Source organism: Oscillospiraceae bacterium MB24-C1 (genome assembly GCA_030913685.1).
Taxonomy (GTDB): Bacteria; Bacillota; Clostridia; order Oscillospirales; family Ruminococcaceae; genus Yanshouia.
This window is the reverse complement of record CP133187.1, coordinates 1,036,345-1,054,298: the sequence shown is the minus strand read 5'-3', so window position 1 is coordinate 1,054,298 and position 17,954 is coordinate 1,036,345. Positions and strand designations below refer to the sequence as shown.

Below are 17,954 nucleotides of genomic sequence, written 5' to 3'. Positions count from 1 at the left end.
GTTAAAATGCATATGTGTATTAAATCACATAGTACACATAGGATAGCACTTTTTATCTTTAAATGCAAGAGATGGTGGAAATTTTGCAAAGGAAAAAGGCCTATAAAAGCGACTCGCAATTTATAGGCCTTTTGATAATGGAGGGTTATTTTGGCGTGGTACCACCCTACGCTAAAGCTGTGGCGCGGCGGTAATCAATGTCCAGGGGTTGATATAAACATCAAAAACGGAGGCGGCCCAGTGCAGGTGTGGCCCGGTAGAAAAGCCAGTGGAGCCTACTGTGCCGATAGTCTGCCCCTTTTTGACCATGTCGCCGGCCTTGACATCGAGCGAATCCATGTGGTAGTACCAGGTTTTTAGACCCATTCCGTGTTCGATGCAGACGGTGTTGCCAGTAAGCGCTATTTTTTCGGCAAAAAGCACCTTTCCGCTGTTGGCAGCTTTAACCGGTGTTCCACGCTCCGCAGCAATATCAACACCACCGTGACGATCGGACGGGACGCCGTTGACGGTACGCAGCATTCCGAATTCAGTGGTGATTTCGCCCTCCACCGGTTGGATGAAGCTGCCCTCCCATAACGGAGAAGGCTCAAATAGCGCCTTTTTGGGTTGCACCTTGGCAAAGTATTCGTCATTGGCGGCGGTATTTTCTATCGTCTCAGAAGTGATAGATTCATCTACCGTCAAATTTTGGGTCTGCCATTCCTTTGAGAGTAGGTTAATAGCAAACACCTCATTATAGCCATTCCCCTCGGCTGTCAGCATGTATTCCCCTGGCTCATAGGTATACTTTACTGGTAGCAGGGCTGTGAGGTGATCATCCGCCTTAAAAAATGTTGGCGATTTTCCGAACGGGTTTTGGATGGTGATTTTGTCTGAGTTGTCAATACCATAAGCGGTCAGTACCAGATACTCACCTGGATAAACGTTGGTGTCCGATATTTCAAAGCCCGCCTTAGCGAACAAGTCATTTTGCGGGGGCTCGGATGAAACGGGGTCGGGAATGTCGCCGCTGACCGTTATTCCAGAAGCGCTGGGCGGTTCTGAGGATACACTCACCGACATAGGGGGCTTTGAAATAGTTTCGGCAGTTTTGTGTTTATCCAGCACCATCATGCTGAGCCATACACTGATATACGACAGCAAAAAAAACAGCGCAGCCGCGGAAAGTAGATATTTTAGTTGCATTTCATCTTCCATTCTGCCGCTGTGCACCGGCATAAATTTTTTGACCTTTTTTAATAACCGCGCACAGTTTATATTATTATTGGGGTAATAGTATAAACGGTCAGCCGCAGGCAGCAGGTATATTTAGCGCTGATTGGTCAGCTGCAAAAGCGTTTATGCAGCTCGGTGAATATCTTTAAATGGTATTCTTCATCCATTACGATACGCTTTAAAAGTGCGCGTATACCCTCGTCGTCCACATAATTAATGGTGTTTTTATGCTCCTCAATGGATGCTTTTTCAGCCTCAATATCCGCCTTGAGTGCGTCGCCAAGAATTTTGGAATAGGTCACGTTCGCGGGCTGAGCAGCCCACCAAGTACCGGAGTTGGCGTTGGGCGGCATGCAGTAAAAATATTTTGGGTTGCTGCCGAGCGACACCAGCAACTCGCCCAACAGCCGAAGGTGAAACATTTTGCACAGGGCGATGGCAGCCAGCATTTCGCGCAGATCATCGGCGCACTCGCCAAAGCGCATGGACTGATAAAGATAGGTCATCATAGCGGTCAGCGCCGATTCGCGCCCGGAAAAGCTGTTACGGATGATGCGTGCATAGCGCTCATTTTCTGCATTAGCTTTAGCTATAGGGTAGGGCTGCGGCAGACAAAGCCCGTTCGGGCCGCATAGTGGCAGTTCAGGTACGCTGCCATTTTCGCTTTGGGCTGGGGAGACAGCAACTTCGCCACCCGGTGGTGTTGCCTGCAAAAGTGGGGAGAGCGGCGGCTTTTGTACAGATTTGGTCTGTGGGGTAATCTGGCTGTCGGGGTCCAGCGGCAGTGCCGCCCCCTGCCGACAGGATTGAAAATTACAGTTTTGCATTGCGGCAAGCTCCTTTCATCCAGCGGCTGTGGATGCCGCAGGCTGTTTATAAAATCCTATGCTGCAATGCGGATAAACAATGCCTGTGATTGGCCTTGCAATTGAAAAGATTATAAATTTATGCTATGGTGTAGAGGATTAAATAATCGTTTCAAGATCAGTCTGTACCTTGCGGTTGATCAGCATTTGTGCCAGTATAGCCTGGAGATTGTCTGTCGTTAGCGAAAACAGGTTGATCAGTGTTTCTACCTCGTATTGGCTGCGCCCTTGAGACAAGGTGAGCGCAAGGGTGACCGAGGCCAGCAAAACGTCCTGTGGATAAGCCACCACATTATGCTTCGTGTAGGAATGGAATTTTGAATGGGCCTTGTTACCTTGTTGTGCGTCGCCCTGCCCATTCGCCTGTGTCTTTGAATTTGGGGCCGCGTCACTCATTTTGCTCACCACGCTTTAATACAATTATAGGTTTTTTCAAATAAAAATATGACAAGCTAAAGGTAAAACCGACTGTTGTAAAAGTCGCGGACACCCGGTGAACAACATTTTGATAAAGGAGAAAATATATGGAGAAAATAGCGAGCTTTTGTATAAACCATGATACGCTAACGCCCGGAATATATACCTCTCGCATTGATTTTGGTGATATTATTACCTATGACATTCGATATCACTACCCCAACGCAGGCAGCTATTTAAGTCCTGAAGCGGCACATACCATAGAGCATATTTTTGCCACGTGGGTGCGCTCCAGCAATATTGGAAGTCAGGTGGTTTACTTTGGGCCGATGGGTTGTCTGACTGGATTCTATTTGATTTTAAAAGGCGTAAAACCCGTCAAGGCGGTCGCTGCTATTTCCGAGGGAATGCGTTTTGTTCGTGACTATCAAGATGAAATACCTGGGGCGTTGAAGGTGGAATGCGGCAACTACAAACTGCACAATCTTCCGGAAGCTAAAAAAGAGGCCACAGCCTTTTGTAACGCTATTACCGATTGGAATGAAGAACGGCTAACATACCCAAAGTAAATAATAGGGCTATAAAATTGAGACTGCCACGGCAGTCTCAATTTTTACTCATTCTGGGAATTGGCTGCACGATATTAACGCGTGCTTTCTACGCTGCATGTAAGCCGCTTAAAGGGGAGAAAGGTGCGGCCGCAGTAGCAGCGGGCATAATTTTTAATTAGGCTTTGACAGCTGATCGGCGATCAACGCAAGAGCGTCTGTGGTGCCGGAGATGCCCATGCGCGCTGTATCTATCGTAATGTGATAGTTTTCGGATGCGCCCCATTTTTCTCCGGTGAAGTGGGAATAGTAAACAGAGCGCTTTTTATCAGTCTTGGTGACGATATCCTTGGCTCTGAGCGGGTCGACACCGTAGCTTTCTACCGCACGCTCAAGCCGCTGGTCGAGTGGGGCGTGCAAAAAAACCGAAACGCAATTTGGAAAGTCACGCAGAATATAGTCGGCACATCGGCCGATGATAACACAGGGTCCCTCATTGGCCACTTTTTTGATGATATCTGACTGAATGAGGAAAACCTGATCACCCAGTGGCATATTAAAAGTACCGGTGCTTGAGCCGTACATTGAAAGTGAGAACAAAAGGCTGCTCGAGGCATTATGATCGGCGTTTTTAAAAAGTTCGGGTGCGAAACCGCTCTCCTGGGCTGCCAGTGTGATCAGCTCGTTGTCATAATAAGGAATACCGAGCTTTTTGGAGAGGGTAAGGCCAATGTCGCGACCGCCGCTGCCGTATTGCCGGCTTATAGCAAAGACGGGATATGGCTTCATATGTGAAGGCCTCCTTTATTAAAAAAATCAAATAAACTTACAATGTTTACAGAATACAATCAATATGTTAAAATGTCAAATACTGTGCGGTGTATGACCCAAACATTTGCGCTGTATTGTCTAATCTAAAGCATCGAATTTTTCAAAAGGACAAGGTAATTAAATTGAATAACAGAAAAGAAAATAAGATGGGAACGCTCCCAATTCCTAAGCTGCTTGTTTCAATGTCGGTGCCGATCATGGCTTCGATGCTGATCCAAGCGCTTTATAATGTAGTCGACAGTATTTTTGTAGCGAAAATTAGCGAGGATGCACTCACGGCGGTTTCTCTGGCTTTTCCTGTGCAGGTGATGATGATTGCGGTCGCAGTAGGAACGGCCATCGGAATTAATGCGCTCTTATCGCGTAGACTCGGTGAAAAAAACTATGATGAGGCCAACTTAGTTACAGCCAACGGCATCTTTTTGTCCATACTAAGCGCATTGGCATTTGCTCTTTTTGGTATATTTGGGCTGAAGGCATTTTTTTCGGCGTTTGTTGGGCCGGGTGCTGTTATGGAGATGGGTATGGCTTACACCTCCATTGTATCAATCGTTTCTTTTGGCATATTTTTAGCCATTACAGGCGAACGGTTGCTGCAAGCTACTGGCATCACGATTTACAGCATGTATTCGCAGATGGCGGGGGCTATTACCAATATCATTTTAGATCCCATCCTGATATTTGGGCTACTTGGTGCGCCTAAAATGGGGGTGTCGGGCGCAGCGGTGGCGACCGTAGCAGGCCAGATTGTTTCATGTATTTTGGTGACGGTGTTCAATATAACGAAAAATCACGAAATCAGTCTTTCGATGAAAAACTTTCGTCCTGACTGGCGCATCATTGTCGAAATTTACAAAGTGGGTCTGCCGTCCATTTTTATGCAGACCATTGGTGCGGTTATGACCTTTGGTATGAATAAAATACTTATCATGTTTTCGGCGACGGCGGTTTCGGTGTTCGGCATCTATTTTAAGTTGCAGAGCTTTGTGTTTATGCCAGTGTTTGGCCTGACCAGCGGCATGATACCGATTGTAGGCTTTAATTACGGCGCGCGCCACCGCGAACGCATTGTGCACACCATTAAGCTGGCCAGCCTGATGGCATTGGGTATCACCGCAGTGGGGTTTGCAATTTTTCAGATATTCCCGACACAGATACTAGGTACGCTCTTTGACGCGTCAGACACGATGTTGGCTATCGGAGTGCCTGCGCTACGAATTATTAGCCTGCACTTTCTTTTAGCAGCAATTTCAATCATTCTTTCAAGCGCATTTCAAGCACTTGGGAAGGGTATGTACAGCCTTATGATGTCGGTTTCACGCCAGCTGGTCGTATTGTTGCCCACGGCTTATTTTTTGGGAAAGTTTATTTCGCTTAACGCAGTTTGGTTGTCCTTCCCTATAGCGGAGGTTGTCTCAGTGATACTGGCGCTTGTGTTGTACAGGAGATTATACGAAAAAGAGATCAAGCCAATGTAATGGCAAATGAGCAAAACACGGTTGCGGGTTGCAGCCGTGTTTTGTTGTTTTAAGTCATGAGTTTGTTGAGATTTTCAGTTTGTCTTGCGGAGTCTATAGCTGCAATAACCTGCTGCGAGATGGGGGCGATTTCAAACGAGGGATGTGCGATAAAAAAGCCCTGTACATATTCCACGCCACCAGCAATGACCGTTTTCAGCTCTTCCTCAGTTTCAATGCCTACAGCAAGGGTGGCGACATGGTGCTTTCTCGCGGTTGAAACAATGCTTTTGAGAATCTCCTGACGGTTTTTATCTTTATCTATGCCGGAAATCAGTGAAATATCCAGCTTAATCAGTTTGGGAGCAATATAATGCAGAGAAGCTTCGTTGCTGTAACCAGAACCGTAATCTTCAACGGCCAGTATCCCGTGCCAGCGCTTGAGTATCTCTGTCTTCAACTGAATGCAGTCCTGATTATCCCGCCCACTGGCCATAATTTTGATTGCGATGCGGTGCAGGTAAGGCGCAAAGCGCTGCTCAAATGCCAGCAAATCAGAGGAGGTCATAATCTGATTGCTGATGGAATTGATAAAGACCTTTTCCTCTTTTCCGATGACCTGTTGCTCAATGAGCGAGACAAAAGCTTCCATGCCTCCATACATCGAAATTCGTTCCAAATGATAAAGCTTGGCGTGTACCTGTGCCATGTGGAATACGTCGTAGGGGGAGTAGTCGCCGGCAATCTGCGGACGCATCAGCATTTCATAGCCATATACGCTGCCGGTAGCTACTGACAAAATCGGTTGCAGAGCAAATTTGAAGAGATTATTGTCAATGAGCTGCATGATGGTTTCGTAACCATCCAGCACGCTGTTAGTTTTATGATATAAAATGGGATCAAACTCCCGGAAGCTACCCTTGACGTCATGCTTAACGTTATACATGGCGAAATCGGCAAAACGTAAAAGCTCATCGCCTGAAACCGTATCTTTCGGATACCAGGCCAGACCGCTTGAGACATCGATTGTACAGGTGCTGCCATCGGGGAGCTGCAACTGCTTTTTCCCTATAACGGTACGCATTTCATCTAGAATTTTTCTTACTTCATCCTTCGAGGAATAGCCGTATAGCAGCGTATAAAATTCATCGCCAGAGCGCCTGGCGACCAGTGTATTGTGCTGGGAGGTATCCTCAAGACATTCGGCAAATGCTTTGATATAGCTGTCGCCAAATTCATGGCCGTAGCTATCGTTAATTTTTTTTAGATTGTCAAGATCCCACATAATAAGTGCGGCGGTTTTTAGATTGTGCAGATGAAGCAGGCGCGTTAGGTGGGCACGGAAGGCACGCAGATTATAAAGGTTGGTTAACAAATCATAATCGCGTTCATATTCTATCTTTTGTTTGGCCAGAATATCGTCGGTAATGTCGGATACAGCGCCTAGAATTTTTCCGTCCTGCTCGGCAATATTGACTTGAATCCAGTGTGCCTTGCCTTTATGATCGAATAGCTGGGATATCATTTCGCTCCTTTCAAAAATATAAGGGCTCAGCGATAACATGCGCTTTTCAAAATCATTGCGTTCCAGATAAATATATTCCTTTTCAGGGCGTTCAAACCAGTCCAGAATGCTGCACAAGTTGCTCGAACAGAATACACGACTGCGACTGCGGTCGTATTCAAATACCCCGACCGAAATGCGGGTCATGGCGAATATTATAGCAGTTTTTTCGGAGGCACTCGCGACAGCATGGCTCAAAGCTTCAAACGAGATAGCCAACTCGTCCAATTCAAGGATATTGGTCTTTTTAAGGTGAATACGTCCGGTGGGGTCGCTTCGTTTTATACTTTTCACCAGCGAATGGATCGGGTTAGTGACCGTTTTGCCAATAATCAGCATCCCCACCGTGCCCAAAATCAACGAGAAAAAGAATGCGACATATGCCTGAATCCTGATTCTATTGGAAAACAGCAGCAAGTCATTTTGATCAACCATGCCGATGACAGCCCACTGGTTATTATAAAATGGAGTATTTACCCTATAGAGATCAAATGGATAAATAGCCCCGATTACCGGCTCGTTGATGTCGTTTTCAAAGGCATAGACATTGCTGTGGACTGCTTTGGATACAGAGACGGTATCCGCATTGCCAAAACGATATTTAAAAAGCGGCCCGCTGGTAAATACCTTGCGGTAGGAATGCCCTGCGTCTGATGAAACCCCAATAAAATAAGAAGCGTTGGCGTTTTGGTTGCCGTTAAGATTGTTGTACCGCATTTTTGAGACGAGCTGGCTTTCGGATAATTCCACGCCGAAAACGCCAATAACCGCTCCATCAGAGGTGATGAGCGGTACTGAATAGGTAATAATTCCGATGTCATTGACGCTTAAAGAAAAGCGCTCGCTCCAATAACCAAAATCTGCGCTTTGCCCGTCGGCATGTGCCTTAGCAGCATTTAGCGGCGCAAAGAAAAATTGAGATTGCGCAGCCGTTTCGTCCGAAAAGGTGAAATCTGCCGACCAGTAGCGATCTAGCGAAATCCCAAGGCTCCTCGCGAGATCGGGCATGCCGCGTTGCATTAAAAGATCGCTATTATCGGTGGAATTGCTATGTCTATCAAATTGGCGGATATAAAGTCCGGCGCGGGAAAAAGAGTATTGCTCCGTTGCATCGGTGGCTGGACCATCCAGCACCAGAAAAACGCCGTTTGCCATATTACGATGCAGCATGGCGACAAGATAATCTGATACATCCGCAACAATTTGGCGGTTGAGTGCGGGAGAGGTTGAAATTGCCGAACTGTCGACGCCGTTTTGAGAAAGTGAATCATAAATTTTTTGCAGGAGTAACTCTCTGTCTCTGTCAATGGTCATGCACCTGTATAAAATATCGCTTTGAATATCCTGTTGTCGGTTTAATACTTTTTCACTAAAAATATCGTAGGCGTTAACTTCAATACGTCCGATGATGTTATATTGCCAAACTATCAGTGAATAAATGATAGACTGCACAATAATCACAGCCATCCCCGGTAGCATAATGCGTAAAAGGATGGTGTTTTTTGCGTTCTTTTTTTTTGCTTCAAGTTTTTTAGGCACTTACACCCCACCTTTAACCTGAGTCGGAGCGAATTGCCGCCCAGAGTTGGCCCATTTTATCCAGCGCCCGTCAGGTACAGTGCGCGCTCAAAATCTGACAGCCACTGCTCAAAATGCGCGTCGCTTAAAAACGGTTCCAACGCGGCGCGACGGCTTACGCCCGATTTTACCCGGGCGGTTATAGTGGCTAAATCATGGTCAGCTTGCGTCTGCAGAGAATTTTCCACTACACTGCGGCACTCATAGCTGTTTTTAAAAACAGCGTTGGTAAAAAAGCGATAACGACCGGACATATCCATGCCAACTTTTAAGGTGTCTTCTACAATTGGCATTAACTCAATCTTTTCCTCCTCAACAATCGCATACAACAAATCGCCATTGTTGGCTGGTTTTTGTACTGGCAGATAGCCGGTACGAGCGGAAAAACGAATATTTTGCTGCGGTTGGGTAAACCACTTTAAAAATGTTACTGCTGCTTGTTCGGTGCGCTTGTCGGACTTTGCAACAGCCATACCAGCACCTTGCTGAACCGCATAACTTTCACAACCGGCAAAGTTGGGCAGTGGGAGCACTTTGGATGTAATGGGGTAACTGCTGCCATCCGCACGGGTGACGGCACTCGGAAAATAAGAGCTGCCACTGCTGGAGCCGACAAGAGCAATAATATCGCCGGTTTTGGCATCGTCGGTTCTGAAACGGCCAAGCGCAGCATAATAACCGCTGACATAAGGTACGTAATAATTATCCCACAGGCGACGCAGAATGCTGCGGTCTATCTTTATCGAAATCTTTTCATCTTGATTTTGCATTAACGGCTGACCAAGCTGGGTGCAGCCGACCAACATATAATTCGCAACCGAATCTCGTCCGAAAAATGCTTTGCCATCATTGGGGGTGCCGGTCAGCGCGTCGGTATAGCGGTAATATTTTTCGGCGGTGTCAGTAATACCCTCCCATGTAGTAAGATCCTGCTCGCTGACATTATAAGCGGCTGCAAAGGGGGCGAAATCGGTCATGTTTAGTAGTAATACTTCGGTGGATTTGGCGATAGGGAACAGCAGAACACTGTTCCCGCCGGCGAAGTTGCCTTCTGAAAGGTAAGCTTCGATGTATTTTGATCGCTCCTGCTCGGAAAGATACCCTGCCAGGTCAGCCAGCTGCCCCATGTTGTAGAGCTCATAAGCATAATCGGCATAGGCAGAAAAAATATTGGGCATTGCGTCGGCGCCGATTTTATATTCGGCGGCATCTTTTATAGCGGTACGCAAATTGTCAATGCTCCCCTTGCTGTAAGCTTCGACAAAGATGCCCTGGCGTGCGCCGACTGTCTCATTGAACTCAGAAACCAAATCGGAAAACGCCTGAAGCTGGACACCATTATAATAGTGCCAAACGGTGAGGGAAACAGGGGTTGTCGGCTGTTTGAAAGAACATCCCATAAAGCCCAAACCCATCAATAATGCTAGTAAAGCCGTCAACGGCCTGCATAATCTTTCCATGGCCAACACCATCTTTCTGACAACAAGTCCGCAATGAGGATGTTTAAAAGGCAGAAAAACCGTTTATAGCAAGGTGAAAGAGAAGGACGACTGGGAAATATCCCCCAGCTCTGCTTTGGGAATATTATATCGCAAAAATATACATAATTCAACAAAATATGAATAGATTTAGACGATATCGCCGCAAACAAAATATATGTGCCATCTGAGCGGAGGCCCAAATGACACATATATAGCTTTAAAACTAATCGAGGTCCTCGTCAAAAAAGATGCGCCAGACCATGTAGATCCAAGAGACAATAAACACCAGGGCCACTAGTGGAGCAAGCTTTTTAAAAAGCCGAGCAAACCATGCACCAATCATAAGCCCGAAAGTAACGAGGCAGGTCTTGAATATGGCCCAGTCCACTACGCTGAATTTCGCGGCGCGACTGAGCATAAACGCTATCAGTTCGTCCCATTTTTTGCAGCAAAGGTTATTAAATTCTTTTTGCATTTGTGACACCCCTTCTAGTTTAATTCATCACTTTTTGTCGGCTTTCAATTAGATAGCTTGCTTCAATGTCACACAGGTGCAGTTTAACTGCCAGAGGATAGCGCTCGTAGGCTTTGGAAATTGAAAAGCTTCCGCCCTTCACTGCGTCGTCAAATCCGCCCATATGCCAGCGGATAGCCATTGCCTCGGACGCTTTCAGCCGGAAAAAGCGCTCGATCATATATACCGACTTTTCTCCATGCCCATAAGGGAAACTATCCTCGACCTGATAGAACGGCTGCTTTTCCCATTGGCCGGTCTGCTCGTTTTTAACATTTCGGGTAGAGACCTTGTAGTAGTTGACCTTGCATATGTCGTGCAGCAGTCCGCAGATTGCCAGACTTTCCGGCGGTTCATCTTCATAGCGTAGCATCAGCTTTGCAACGTTAACACTATGACTTAAAAGGCCACCTTCGCAGGCTAAATGAAACCGCGTTGAAGCGGGAGCCGTAAAGAAATCGCTTTTGTTTTCTAAAAAACTCAAAAGCTCCCGTGCGCCCTCTCGGGTTATGTATTGATGGAACAATTCCAAAAATTCCTGTTTTTGATCCATGGGATTCACCTCTTTAATTGGTTGTAGTTATCTAAGTAATGTAGTGCTTATATTTTGCGACAAGCTGAGGGATATTACGCGTGGCAGCATTATTTTAAAGCTTTATTATACTTACATAAAACGCAATGCAAAATATGTCTATTGAAAAGCGTTGTCACATTAAAAGCGACCAAACGTTGTACAATCACGGTTTTATAGCTATCTTAGGGTTATTATACCACAAAAAACGCGTAAATTCCATGGCGTAGGCTTGACAAGCTAACTAAAATTGCTATAATTAAAGCATATCATTTTGGGGGGATATTGGTGAAAATATCAACCAACAGCCGTTATGCACTTCGGCTTTTGGCACGCGTGGCGCAAAAGCAAGGAGAACGCGTTACAACTTCGGCCGCCGCCCAGGCTGAAGGTATATCGGAAAAAATGCTTGAACGGATTGCCGCTAAGCTGACACGGGAGGGCTTTTTGGTTAGTGAAAAAGGGATAAGAGGTGGTTATGTGTTAAGCCGCCCAGCAGACAGCATTACCGTATCTCAAGTTATGAAGGTAATGGAAACGCCCTATTTACCACATCATTGTATTGAGCAGGCTGAACAAAACTGCAAAATGTCCAACGATTGCAACATGCTATGGCTTTGGAAACGCGTGGATGAAGCGATTTGCAGCGTAACCGATCATGTGACCATCTCAGATATAATGAGACAGGACAGCTTCTGATTTTTCCAATATGCCCAACGGCTCCATCAAACCTGCCACAATACGCATCAATTTGCAATATTATATAAGAAAGCGCCGTCATGCCCCGACGAGGGTGTGACGGCGCTTTTAATATGGTTTTGGCGCGTATGCAAAAGGTTCATTTGCTCCGGCGGTTATATCAGCATAACAGGTTCGTTTCCGGCCAGTAGCTCGGTGAGGTGTTCGCCCATGCCCTTGACTTCATAGCCAAGGTCAGTCAGCTGATGGGCAACGCCATAGCGCACTGCACAGGCCATACAGACGCGAATGGGGATGCCGAGGTTTTGCAGAATTTCAAGCTCGCCCTGGACATCTTTGTTTTCGGCAGCAGATTGAACGGATGGCCCCCATAAAATAAGTTCGACATGCTTCCACCAGCCGTTTATAAGACTGTCGCGTGCATATAACAGCGCCATATCGATAGCTGCACGCTTATCGACGCTAATCCAGACAATTGCAAGTTTTTTCTCGTTCATTGAAATCATCCTCAAAATATGGTGATGCGTCATTTACATTATAAACCAGAGAGTAGAAATGTGTTACGTAATGACACGGCCATCAAATGTATGAATTGAATGACAGTACCACGTTTTAGAAGTAAACAAAGCCTTCGAATGATAATTCACCCGATTTATGGCAAAATAAATATATGGGGCTGCAGCAACATTTTGCTACAGCCCCATGATATAGAAACGAACTGATTATTTTGCCAAAAAGGTCAGTGCTGATCGGACGGCAATTTCAATGCCAATCGGGATTGCGTTCTCATCGGGCGAGAAGCCACCGTTATGAATAGGATAGAATGGCTTATCAGGAGTTTGAACACCCAACCAGAAAAAGGCACTTGGTACCTTTTCGCAGTAAAATGAAAAATCCTCGCCGCCGAGCGCCGACATTTCAGGGACATGCGCCCCGTCGCCGACAACCTCTTTCATCACGTCGTGTACCAATGTGAACATCTCGGGGTCGTTAACAGTGGGGGAGTACCCTTTAAAATATTCAACATCACAGCTGCCGCCCATCGACTCAGCCACGCCCTTAGCTATCTGTTCGATACGTTCGGGCATTTTGTTTCTAACGTCAGGGTTTAGGTTGCGGCAGGTACCTTCAAGTTTGACCTGATTTGCAATAACGTTGTAACGGTCACCGCCGTGGATGGTGCCAATAGACACGACAGCAGCATCGCGCGGGCTGACCTTTCTTGAAACGATGGTCTGAAGCGCAGTGATAACCTGAGACGCTATCACGATGGCGTCGATACCGTCCTCGGGGGCGGATCCGTGGCTGCTTTTGCCGTGGACCGTGATATGGAAGCGGTCGGAGGAAGCCATCATGGCGCCGTTGCGTATAGCGGCGGTACCAACAGGATACTGCGGCCATACATGCTGACCGATCATGGCATCTACACGCGGATTTTCGAGCACGCCGTCACGAATCATGGGGGCGGCACCGCAGTTGAGCACATCTTCTTCAGCGGGCTGAAATACGAGCTTAATGCAGCCGGAAAACTCATCCTTAAGTGAGAGCAGCACGTGCGCCGCGCCGAGCAGCATTGCGGTGTGCATATCGTGGCCGCAGGAATGCGAAACGCCATCGTTTTGTGAGGCGAAGGGCAGGCCAGTCGTCTCCTGTATAGGCAGCGCATCAAAATCGGCGCGCAGACCGACGCATTTGCCGGGCTTAACGCCGTTAATAATGGCTGTAACGCCGTTTCCGCCGACCCCAGTAGTGGGCTCAAGCCCCATTTTGCGCAGGGCATCGGCGATAAAAGCAGCGGTTTTAACTTCTTCGTGACTTAGTTCCGGGTTTTGATGTATATGGCGACGGTATGCAATGACTTGATCAAGATAAGAATTGATGATTGCTTTGATATCCTTCATAAAGGCAATACCCCTTTCTTTAGCTTCATTGTACGAGAAAATTTTCGGTAGGTCAATACAAATATCAAGCAAATACGCTAAGAGAGTATGACGCTATTTGTTGAAAATTAAACGCTTTACAAATTATTAATTACATCAAGAAGTACAAAAAACAATGTTTTTTGCTTTTGTTATTTCAGGCAAGATGAACCGAATGGATTGAAAAAGTTGATGAAATTCCGGCGTTTTTTTATAATGCATCAAAGTGTCTTTCGTGGTACAATAAAAAAGAACATGTTAACTTTAGGTCAGTACATTGTAAAATATAGATATGCAGTGGACCACATAAAAAAGCTTTAAGAGGAGCAACGTTTATGACCATCCTTAATTTGATTGCCATGGGCGGCGGTGTAGCGCTTTTTTTGTACGGAATGAGCGTTATGGGCAATGGGCTTGAAAAGATTTCAGGCGGCAAAATGGAAAAAGCGCTTGAGAAGCTCACCGGAAATATCTTGTCCAGCGTGGCGCTCGGCGCCGTTGTCACCGCAGTTTTGCAAAGCTCATCGGCAACCACCGTTATTGTGGTGGGTCTCGTCAACGCCGGCATTATGCAGTTACGGCAGGCTGCGGGCGTAATTATGGGCGCTAATATTGGAACAACCGTCACTGCGCAGCTCATACGTCTATCAGATATTGATAGTAGCAGTGTGGTGCTCCGGTTTTTTAAACCTTCTACCCTTGCTCCGCTGGCGGCTATGGTGGGCATTTTGATGTATATGGCTTCAAAAAAGGCCAAGCGCCGTGAGATCGGCCAGATGCTTGTCGGCTTTGGTATCCTATTTGCTGGAATGTTTTCGATGGAAGCCGCAGTAGCCCCGTTGAGGGATTCTCCGGCGTTCATCAATGCACTGACAGCAATGTCCAATCCGGTTCTTGGCGTGCTGGCGGGCGCCATTGTAACGGCTATTATTCAAAGCTCTTCGGCGTCGGTCGGTATGCTTCAAGCGATATCCTCCACTGGTGTGCTGTATTTTTCAACGGCCTTCCCAATTATTATGGGGCAAAATATCGGCACCTGTATCACGCCATTAATTTCTTCTATCGGCGCTTCCAAGAATGCAAAACGTTCGGCGTTGCTCCACCTGTATTTTAACATCATTGGTACTATGGCATTTTTGACCGCAGCCTATGGTCTTAAAGCTATGCTGGGTGCGCCAAGTTTTTGGAATGAGACGATAGGCCGTACAGGTATTGCGAATTTTCATACATTTTTTAATATAGTGGTGACGGTACTGCTTATTCCCTTCGCTCGAGTTTTGGAACGGCTGGCCTACACAACTATTAAGGATGATGGCGAGGGCGAAAAGTTAAAGGTACTCGAACTGCTTGACGAACGTTTACTCAAATCTCCCTCCATAGCACTGCAGCAATGTGATCATATGATTACCAAAATGGGGGAATATGCCCAACAAAACTTTTTGGATAGTGTTGCACTATTGGCCAAATTTGATTCCAAGACGGTTGATCGAATCAATGAGAACGAAAACCTGATCGACAAAATGGAGGACAAGCTGGAGCATTATCTGATCAAGCTTTCGGCCCAGCAAGTTTCGGATGACGACAACCGTGCCATTTCTATAGCGCTGCACATGGTCAAGGACTACGAACGCATCAGTGATTACTGCACCAACCTGATGGAATGCGCCGATGAAATGGAGTCAAATGGTGTGGCGTTTTCGCAGCAGGCCCTCGACGAACTGGACGTGCTGATCTTAGCTGTCAACGACATTATTGATACGGCTAATAAGGCTCAGCTGTCGTCTAGTATTGCCATTGCCAAACGGATAGAACCGTTGGAGGAAACTATAGACGCTATTGTAGAGCGTCTAAAGGATATGCATGTTGAACGTTTAAAGAGTGGTGAATGTAACATTCATAGCGGCATTGTCTTTCTCGAAATTCTTACAAATCTGGAGCGTATTGCTGACCACTGCTCCAACATTGGCCTGAGCATCATCGGCAATAAGGATGATCGTGCGCGTTATGAATCGCATGAGTACATCAAACGTGCGCATGAGTCGGGAGATTCGGATTATGTAGCTAATTACCAAAGCTACATGAACCAATACTACAACGCAATTCAATCCGACTATAAATAGCAAGGGCGACATGGTGTAAATTAGAATGTGCTTTTACGGTATGGTAGCAATTACCCATGGTATTTGAAAAAAGGTGATGACATGAATTATTCAAAACAGCGTGAGCTCATAATTGACGCACTGCGGCACACCGACGAGCACCCTACAGCAGAAACTGTTTATCGTAAGCTCAAGGGCGATTATCCTCGTCTGAGCCTGGCGACGGTTTATCGCAACCTCAATCAGCTTTGCGAAACCGGCGTTATAAGGAAACTGCATGTTGCTGGTTCCCCAGACCGGTTTGACGGAAACATTGAGCAGCACTATCATTTGTGCTGCAAAACCTGTAAAAAGGTCATTGATATTATGGGGCCTGAGGGAGCTTGGCGGTCTTTGATTTCAGGCAACGAAAAGCATTGCATAGACGGTTGCGAAGTCATTTTTTATGGCACTTGTGCTGAGTGTATTGAAGAGGGCGGGTCTTAAACAGAAGGTTTTATCCTATGCTTGAAGGACAAAACGGCTTTTGTTTTGTACGGAGTTAGTTTGTTTTCGCCGGGTTGCATTTGGGCTGTTGCCTTTTCAATCATGCGAAATGTATACAATTATGCGTCAATACAATTTTTAAACCGCCTGCAAATCTGTGTTTGCAGGCGGTTTTTTTATTGCCATAATTTGTTGTATTTTTGCTGCGCATTTTTGGCGAAACTTCACCTTTCCTTTCTAATTTTGTGCTATAATAAAAATCAATAACATCTGCCCATGTGTATCCATGTGGACAGATCATACAGAGGTGAACCGATGAAATTTGTGACAGGTCTGCTGTCGGCTTTATTGACGTCGGCCATGCTGGTGCAGTTTTGTACCGCAGCCGCGCCACCGGCCGTCAATTCTGAAACCTATGTTGTCATGGATGTTAAATCTGGCCAGGTACTTGCCGCCAAAGGCGCGCACACTCAGATGTACCCAGCCAGCATTACTAAGATTTTAACCTGTGCGTTGGCCCTTCAAAATGGCTCGCCGCAGGATATACATACAATGAGCTATGAGGCGACCCACTCAATAGACTATGGTTCCACACACATAGCGCTGACCGAAGAGGAACAGGTTTCGGTAGAAGCGCTGCTAAACGCCACCATGGTCGAGTCTGCAAACGATGCGGCCAACGGCTTGGCGGAGTATACGGCGGGTGGTCTTGATGCCTTTGCTGACCTGATGAACCAAAAGGCGGCCGAGCTAGGGGCAAAGGACAGTCATTTTGTTAATGCACACGGTTTGCATGATAAAAATCACTACACCAGCGCCTATGACATGGCGTTGCTTACCCGTTGGGCATTGACGGTAAATGGATTCAGAGCGTTGTTCGGTGCTGAAGAATATACCATCCCCCCGACCAATAAACAAAAGCAGTCGCGAACCTTCGGTACACATCATCACATGCTGGTGGAGTCAAAATATTACTATGAGGGCACTGAGGGCGGTAAGCTGGGGTGGACACCAGAGGCTCAGCACACGCTTGTCACGCTGGCCAAGCGCGGTAACATGGAGCTGATCTGCGTGGTTATGAAAACCAGGACACAGTATGAAAAGTATGTTGATGCCGCAAAGTTGCTTGATTATTGTTTTGATGAATTTTCCACCGCTACAATGACGGTGAACCAATATGAGAAAACGCCGATCGCAGTTTATGACGGAGATGTTCAAACCGGTAAGGTGTTGATACCTTCTCAGGATATTGATATCATTCGCCCGCCTACGGTGGCTAAAATAGATATCACCTCAGAGTTGGTTGCACCCGAAAGCTATAAAGCTGGCGATACAATCGATCCACGTATCAAATTTTTTGATCCAGATGGCAACGAACTAGGTGAGGTGGCATTGGAATGGACGCTCGATGAGGTGCCAGTTGAGGCTGCTGCGACAACGGTAGAACCGTCCGGTACGCCTGTATCATCTTCTAGAATCAGCCCCGGATTCTGGCTTAAAGCGCTTGCTGCCGTATTCGTGGCATCGGTGCTGGTGTTGTTTGCTATACGCCGACACAATCTGCGGATGTTGGAGCAGAAACGCCTGCTCAAAGCCCGCAAAAAGCAGGAGTGGGAACGGCAGCGCCGGGAGGCGCTGGGGACCGCACGCGCAGCTAGGAGCTCTTATGCGCAGCGGCGGTTATAAAATAATCATGCCTTGATAAA

16 protein-coding genes are annotated in these 17,954 nt (G+C 46.6%); 6 read left to right on the top strand and 10 right to left on the bottom strand.

Annotation, left to right across the window (positions count from 1 at the left end):
- Window positions 1–171: 171 nt before the first annotated feature.
- From RBH76_05105 to RBH76_05095, 3 genes are all read right to left on the bottom strand, one after another.
- A complete protein-coding gene (locus RBH76_05105) occupies window positions 172–1,188 on the bottom strand; it encodes a M23 family metallopeptidase (protein ID WMJ84798.1) in 1,017 nt (338 codons plus the stop codon).
- Window positions 1,189–1,325: 137 nt separating this feature from the next.
- Window positions 1,326–2,045 carry a ferritin-like domain-containing protein gene (locus RBH76_05100; GenBank protein ID WMJ84797.1) on the bottom strand — a complete coding sequence of 240 codons (720 nt, stop codon included), beginning with the start codon at window positions 2,043–2,045 and terminating at the stop codon, window positions 1,326–1,328.
- A gap of 138 nt (window positions 2,046–2,183) precedes the next feature.
- The gene (locus RBH76_05095; protein ID WMJ84796.1) at window positions 2,184–2,480 is read right to left on the bottom strand and encodes a hypothetical protein; all 297 of its coding nucleotides are present in this window, start codon (window positions 2,478–2,480) and stop codon (window positions 2,184–2,186) included.
- A 128-nt stretch (window positions 2,481–2,608) separates the two neighbouring features.
- Here RBH76_05095 and RBH76_05090 point away from each other — a divergent pair, with 128 nt between their 5' ends.
- Entirely contained in the window at window positions 2,609–3,070 is a 462-nt protein-coding gene (locus RBH76_05090; protein WMJ84795.1) for an S-ribosylhomocysteine lyase, read from the top strand.
- Window positions 3,071–3,223: 153 nt separating this feature from the next.
- On the opposite strand, the gene RBH76_05085 is transcribed toward RBH76_05090, so the two are convergent.
- Entirely contained in the window at window positions 3,224–3,838 is a 615-nt protein-coding gene (locus tag RBH76_05085; protein ID WMJ84794.1) for a cytidylate kinase-like family protein, read from the bottom strand.
- Between the two features lie 188 nt (window positions 3,839–4,026).
- Here RBH76_05085 and RBH76_05080 point away from each other — a divergent pair, with 188 nt between their 5' ends.
- Window positions 4,027–5,358 (top strand): MATE family efflux transporter, encoded by a 1,332-nt coding sequence (locus RBH76_05080; protein ID WMJ85204.1) that lies wholly within the window; start codon window positions 4,027–4,029, stop codon window positions 5,356–5,358.
- A gap of 49 nt (window positions 5,359–5,407) precedes the next feature.
- Here RBH76_05080 and RBH76_05075 read toward each other — a convergent pair whose 3' ends face one another.
- The 4 genes from RBH76_05075 to RBH76_05060 all read right to left on the bottom strand — a co-directional run bounded on the left by RBH76_05075 (window position 5,408) and on the right by RBH76_05060 (window position 11,027).
- Entirely contained in the window at window positions 5,408–8,440 is a 3,033-nt protein-coding gene (locus RBH76_05075) for an EAL domain-containing protein (GenBank protein WMJ84793.1), read from the bottom strand.
- Between the two features lie 56 nt (window positions 8,441–8,496).
- Window positions 8,497–9,939, bottom strand: a complete 1,443-nt coding sequence (locus RBH76_05070) for an extracellular solute-binding protein (protein ID WMJ84792.1) — start codon at window positions 9,937–9,939, stop codon at window positions 8,497–8,499.
- 244 nt (window positions 9,940–10,183) lie between these two features.
- A complete protein-coding gene (locus tag RBH76_05065; protein ID WMJ84791.1) occupies window positions 10,184–10,435 on the bottom strand; it encodes a hypothetical protein in 252 nt (83 codons plus the stop codon).
- 19 nt (window positions 10,436–10,454) lie between these two features.
- Window positions 10,455–11,027 carry an HD domain-containing protein gene (locus RBH76_05060; protein WMJ84790.1) on the bottom strand — a complete coding sequence of 191 codons (573 nt, stop codon included), beginning with the start codon at window positions 11,025–11,027 and terminating at the stop codon, window positions 10,455–10,457.
- A gap of 306 nt (window positions 11,028–11,333) precedes the next feature.
- On the opposite strand from RBH76_05060, the gene RBH76_05055 reads away from it, so the two are divergent.
- Window positions 11,334–11,744, top strand: a complete 411-nt coding sequence (locus RBH76_05055; GenBank protein ID WMJ84789.1) for an Rrf2 family transcriptional regulator — start codon at window positions 11,334–11,336, stop codon at window positions 11,742–11,744.
- A 155-nt stretch (window positions 11,745–11,899) separates the two neighbouring features.
- Here the strand turns inward: RBH76_05055 and RBH76_05050 are convergent, their stop codons facing one another.
- On the bottom strand, window positions 11,900–12,241 hold the full coding sequence (locus tag RBH76_05050) for a DsrE family protein (protein ID WMJ84788.1): 342 nt from the start codon (window positions 12,239–12,241) through the stop codon (window positions 11,900–11,902).
- Between the two features lie 225 nt (window positions 12,242–12,466).
- Window positions 12,467–13,645: an amidohydrolase gene (locus tag RBH76_05045; GenBank protein WMJ84787.1), complete on the bottom strand. Its 1,179-nt coding sequence runs from the start codon at window positions 13,643–13,645 to the stop codon at window positions 12,467–12,469.
- Between the two features lie 353 nt (window positions 13,646–13,998).
- Here RBH76_05045 and RBH76_05040 point away from each other — a divergent pair, with 353 nt between their 5' ends.
- The 3 genes from RBH76_05040 (at window position 13,999) to RBH76_05030 (ending at window position 17,934) form a co-directional block, all read left to right on the top strand.
- The gene (locus tag RBH76_05040; GenBank protein ID WMJ84786.1) at window positions 13,999–15,783 is read left to right on the top strand and encodes a Na/Pi cotransporter family protein; all 1,785 of its coding nucleotides are present in this window, start codon (window positions 13,999–14,001) and stop codon (window positions 15,781–15,783) included.
- 81 nt (window positions 15,784–15,864) lie between these two features.
- The gene (locus RBH76_05035; protein WMJ84785.1) at window positions 15,865–16,248 is read left to right on the top strand and encodes a transcriptional repressor; all 384 of its coding nucleotides are present in this window, start codon (window positions 15,865–15,867) and stop codon (window positions 16,246–16,248) included.
- 315 nt (window positions 16,249–16,563) lie between these two features.
- Window positions 16,564–17,934, top strand: coding sequence for a D-alanyl-D-alanine carboxypeptidase family protein (locus tag RBH76_05030; GenBank protein ID WMJ84784.1), 1,371 nt, complete (start codon window positions 16,564–16,566; stop codon window positions 17,932–17,934).
- Window positions 17,935–17,954: the final 20 nt, after the last annotated feature.

What these genes read in the sequence shown, in the direction of transcription:
- RBH76_05105 (WMJ84798.1), bottom strand. Translation starts at nt 1,188, where the DNA reads ATGCAACTAAAATATCTACTTTCCGCGGCTGCGCTGTTTTTTTTGCTG.
- RBH76_05100 (WMJ84797.1), bottom strand. Translation starts at nt 2,045, where the DNA reads ATGCAAAACTGTAATTTTCAATCCTGTCGGCAGGGGGCGGCACTGCCG.
- RBH76_05095 (WMJ84796.1), bottom strand. Translation starts at nt 2,480, where the DNA reads ATGAGTGACGCGGCCCCAAATTCAAAGACACAGGCGAATGGGCAGGGC.
- RBH76_05090 (WMJ84795.1), top strand. Translation starts at nt 2,609, where the DNA reads ATGGAGAAAATAGCGAGCTTTTGTATAAACCATGATACGCTAACGCCC.
- RBH76_05085 (WMJ84794.1), bottom strand. Translation starts at nt 3,838, where the DNA reads ATGAAGCCATATCCCGTCTTTGCTATAAGCCGGCAATACGGCAGCGGC.
- RBH76_05080 (WMJ85204.1), top strand. Translation starts at nt 4,027, where the DNA reads ATGGGAACGCTCCCAATTCCTAAGCTGCTTGTTTCAATGTCGGTGCCG.
- RBH76_05070 (WMJ84792.1), bottom strand. Translation starts at nt 9,939, where the DNA reads ATGGAAAGATTATGCAGGCCGTTGACGGCTTTACTAGCATTATTGATG.
- RBH76_05065 (WMJ84791.1), bottom strand. Translation starts at nt 10,435, where the DNA reads ATGCAAAAAGAATTTAATAACCTTTGCTGCAAAAAATGGGACGAACTG.
- RBH76_05060 (WMJ84790.1), bottom strand. Translation starts at nt 11,027, where the DNA reads ATGGATCAAAAACAGGAATTTTTGGAATTGTTCCATCAATACATAACC.
- RBH76_05050 (WMJ84788.1), bottom strand. Translation starts at nt 12,241, where the DNA reads ATGAACGAGAAAAAACTTGCAATTGTCTGGATTAGCGTCGATAAGCGT.
- RBH76_05045 (WMJ84787.1), bottom strand. Translation starts at nt 13,645, where the DNA reads ATGAAGGATATCAAAGCAATCATCAATTCTTATCTTGATCAAGTCATT.
- RBH76_05040 (WMJ84786.1), top strand. Translation starts at nt 13,999, where the DNA reads ATGACCATCCTTAATTTGATTGCCATGGGCGGCGGTGTAGCGCTTTTT.
- RBH76_05035 (WMJ84785.1), top strand. Translation starts at nt 15,865, where the DNA reads ATGAATTATTCAAAACAGCGTGAGCTCATAATTGACGCACTGCGGCAC.
- RBH76_05030 (WMJ84784.1), top strand. Translation starts at nt 16,564, where the DNA reads ATGAAATTTGTGACAGGTCTGCTGTCGGCTTTATTGACGTCGGCCATG.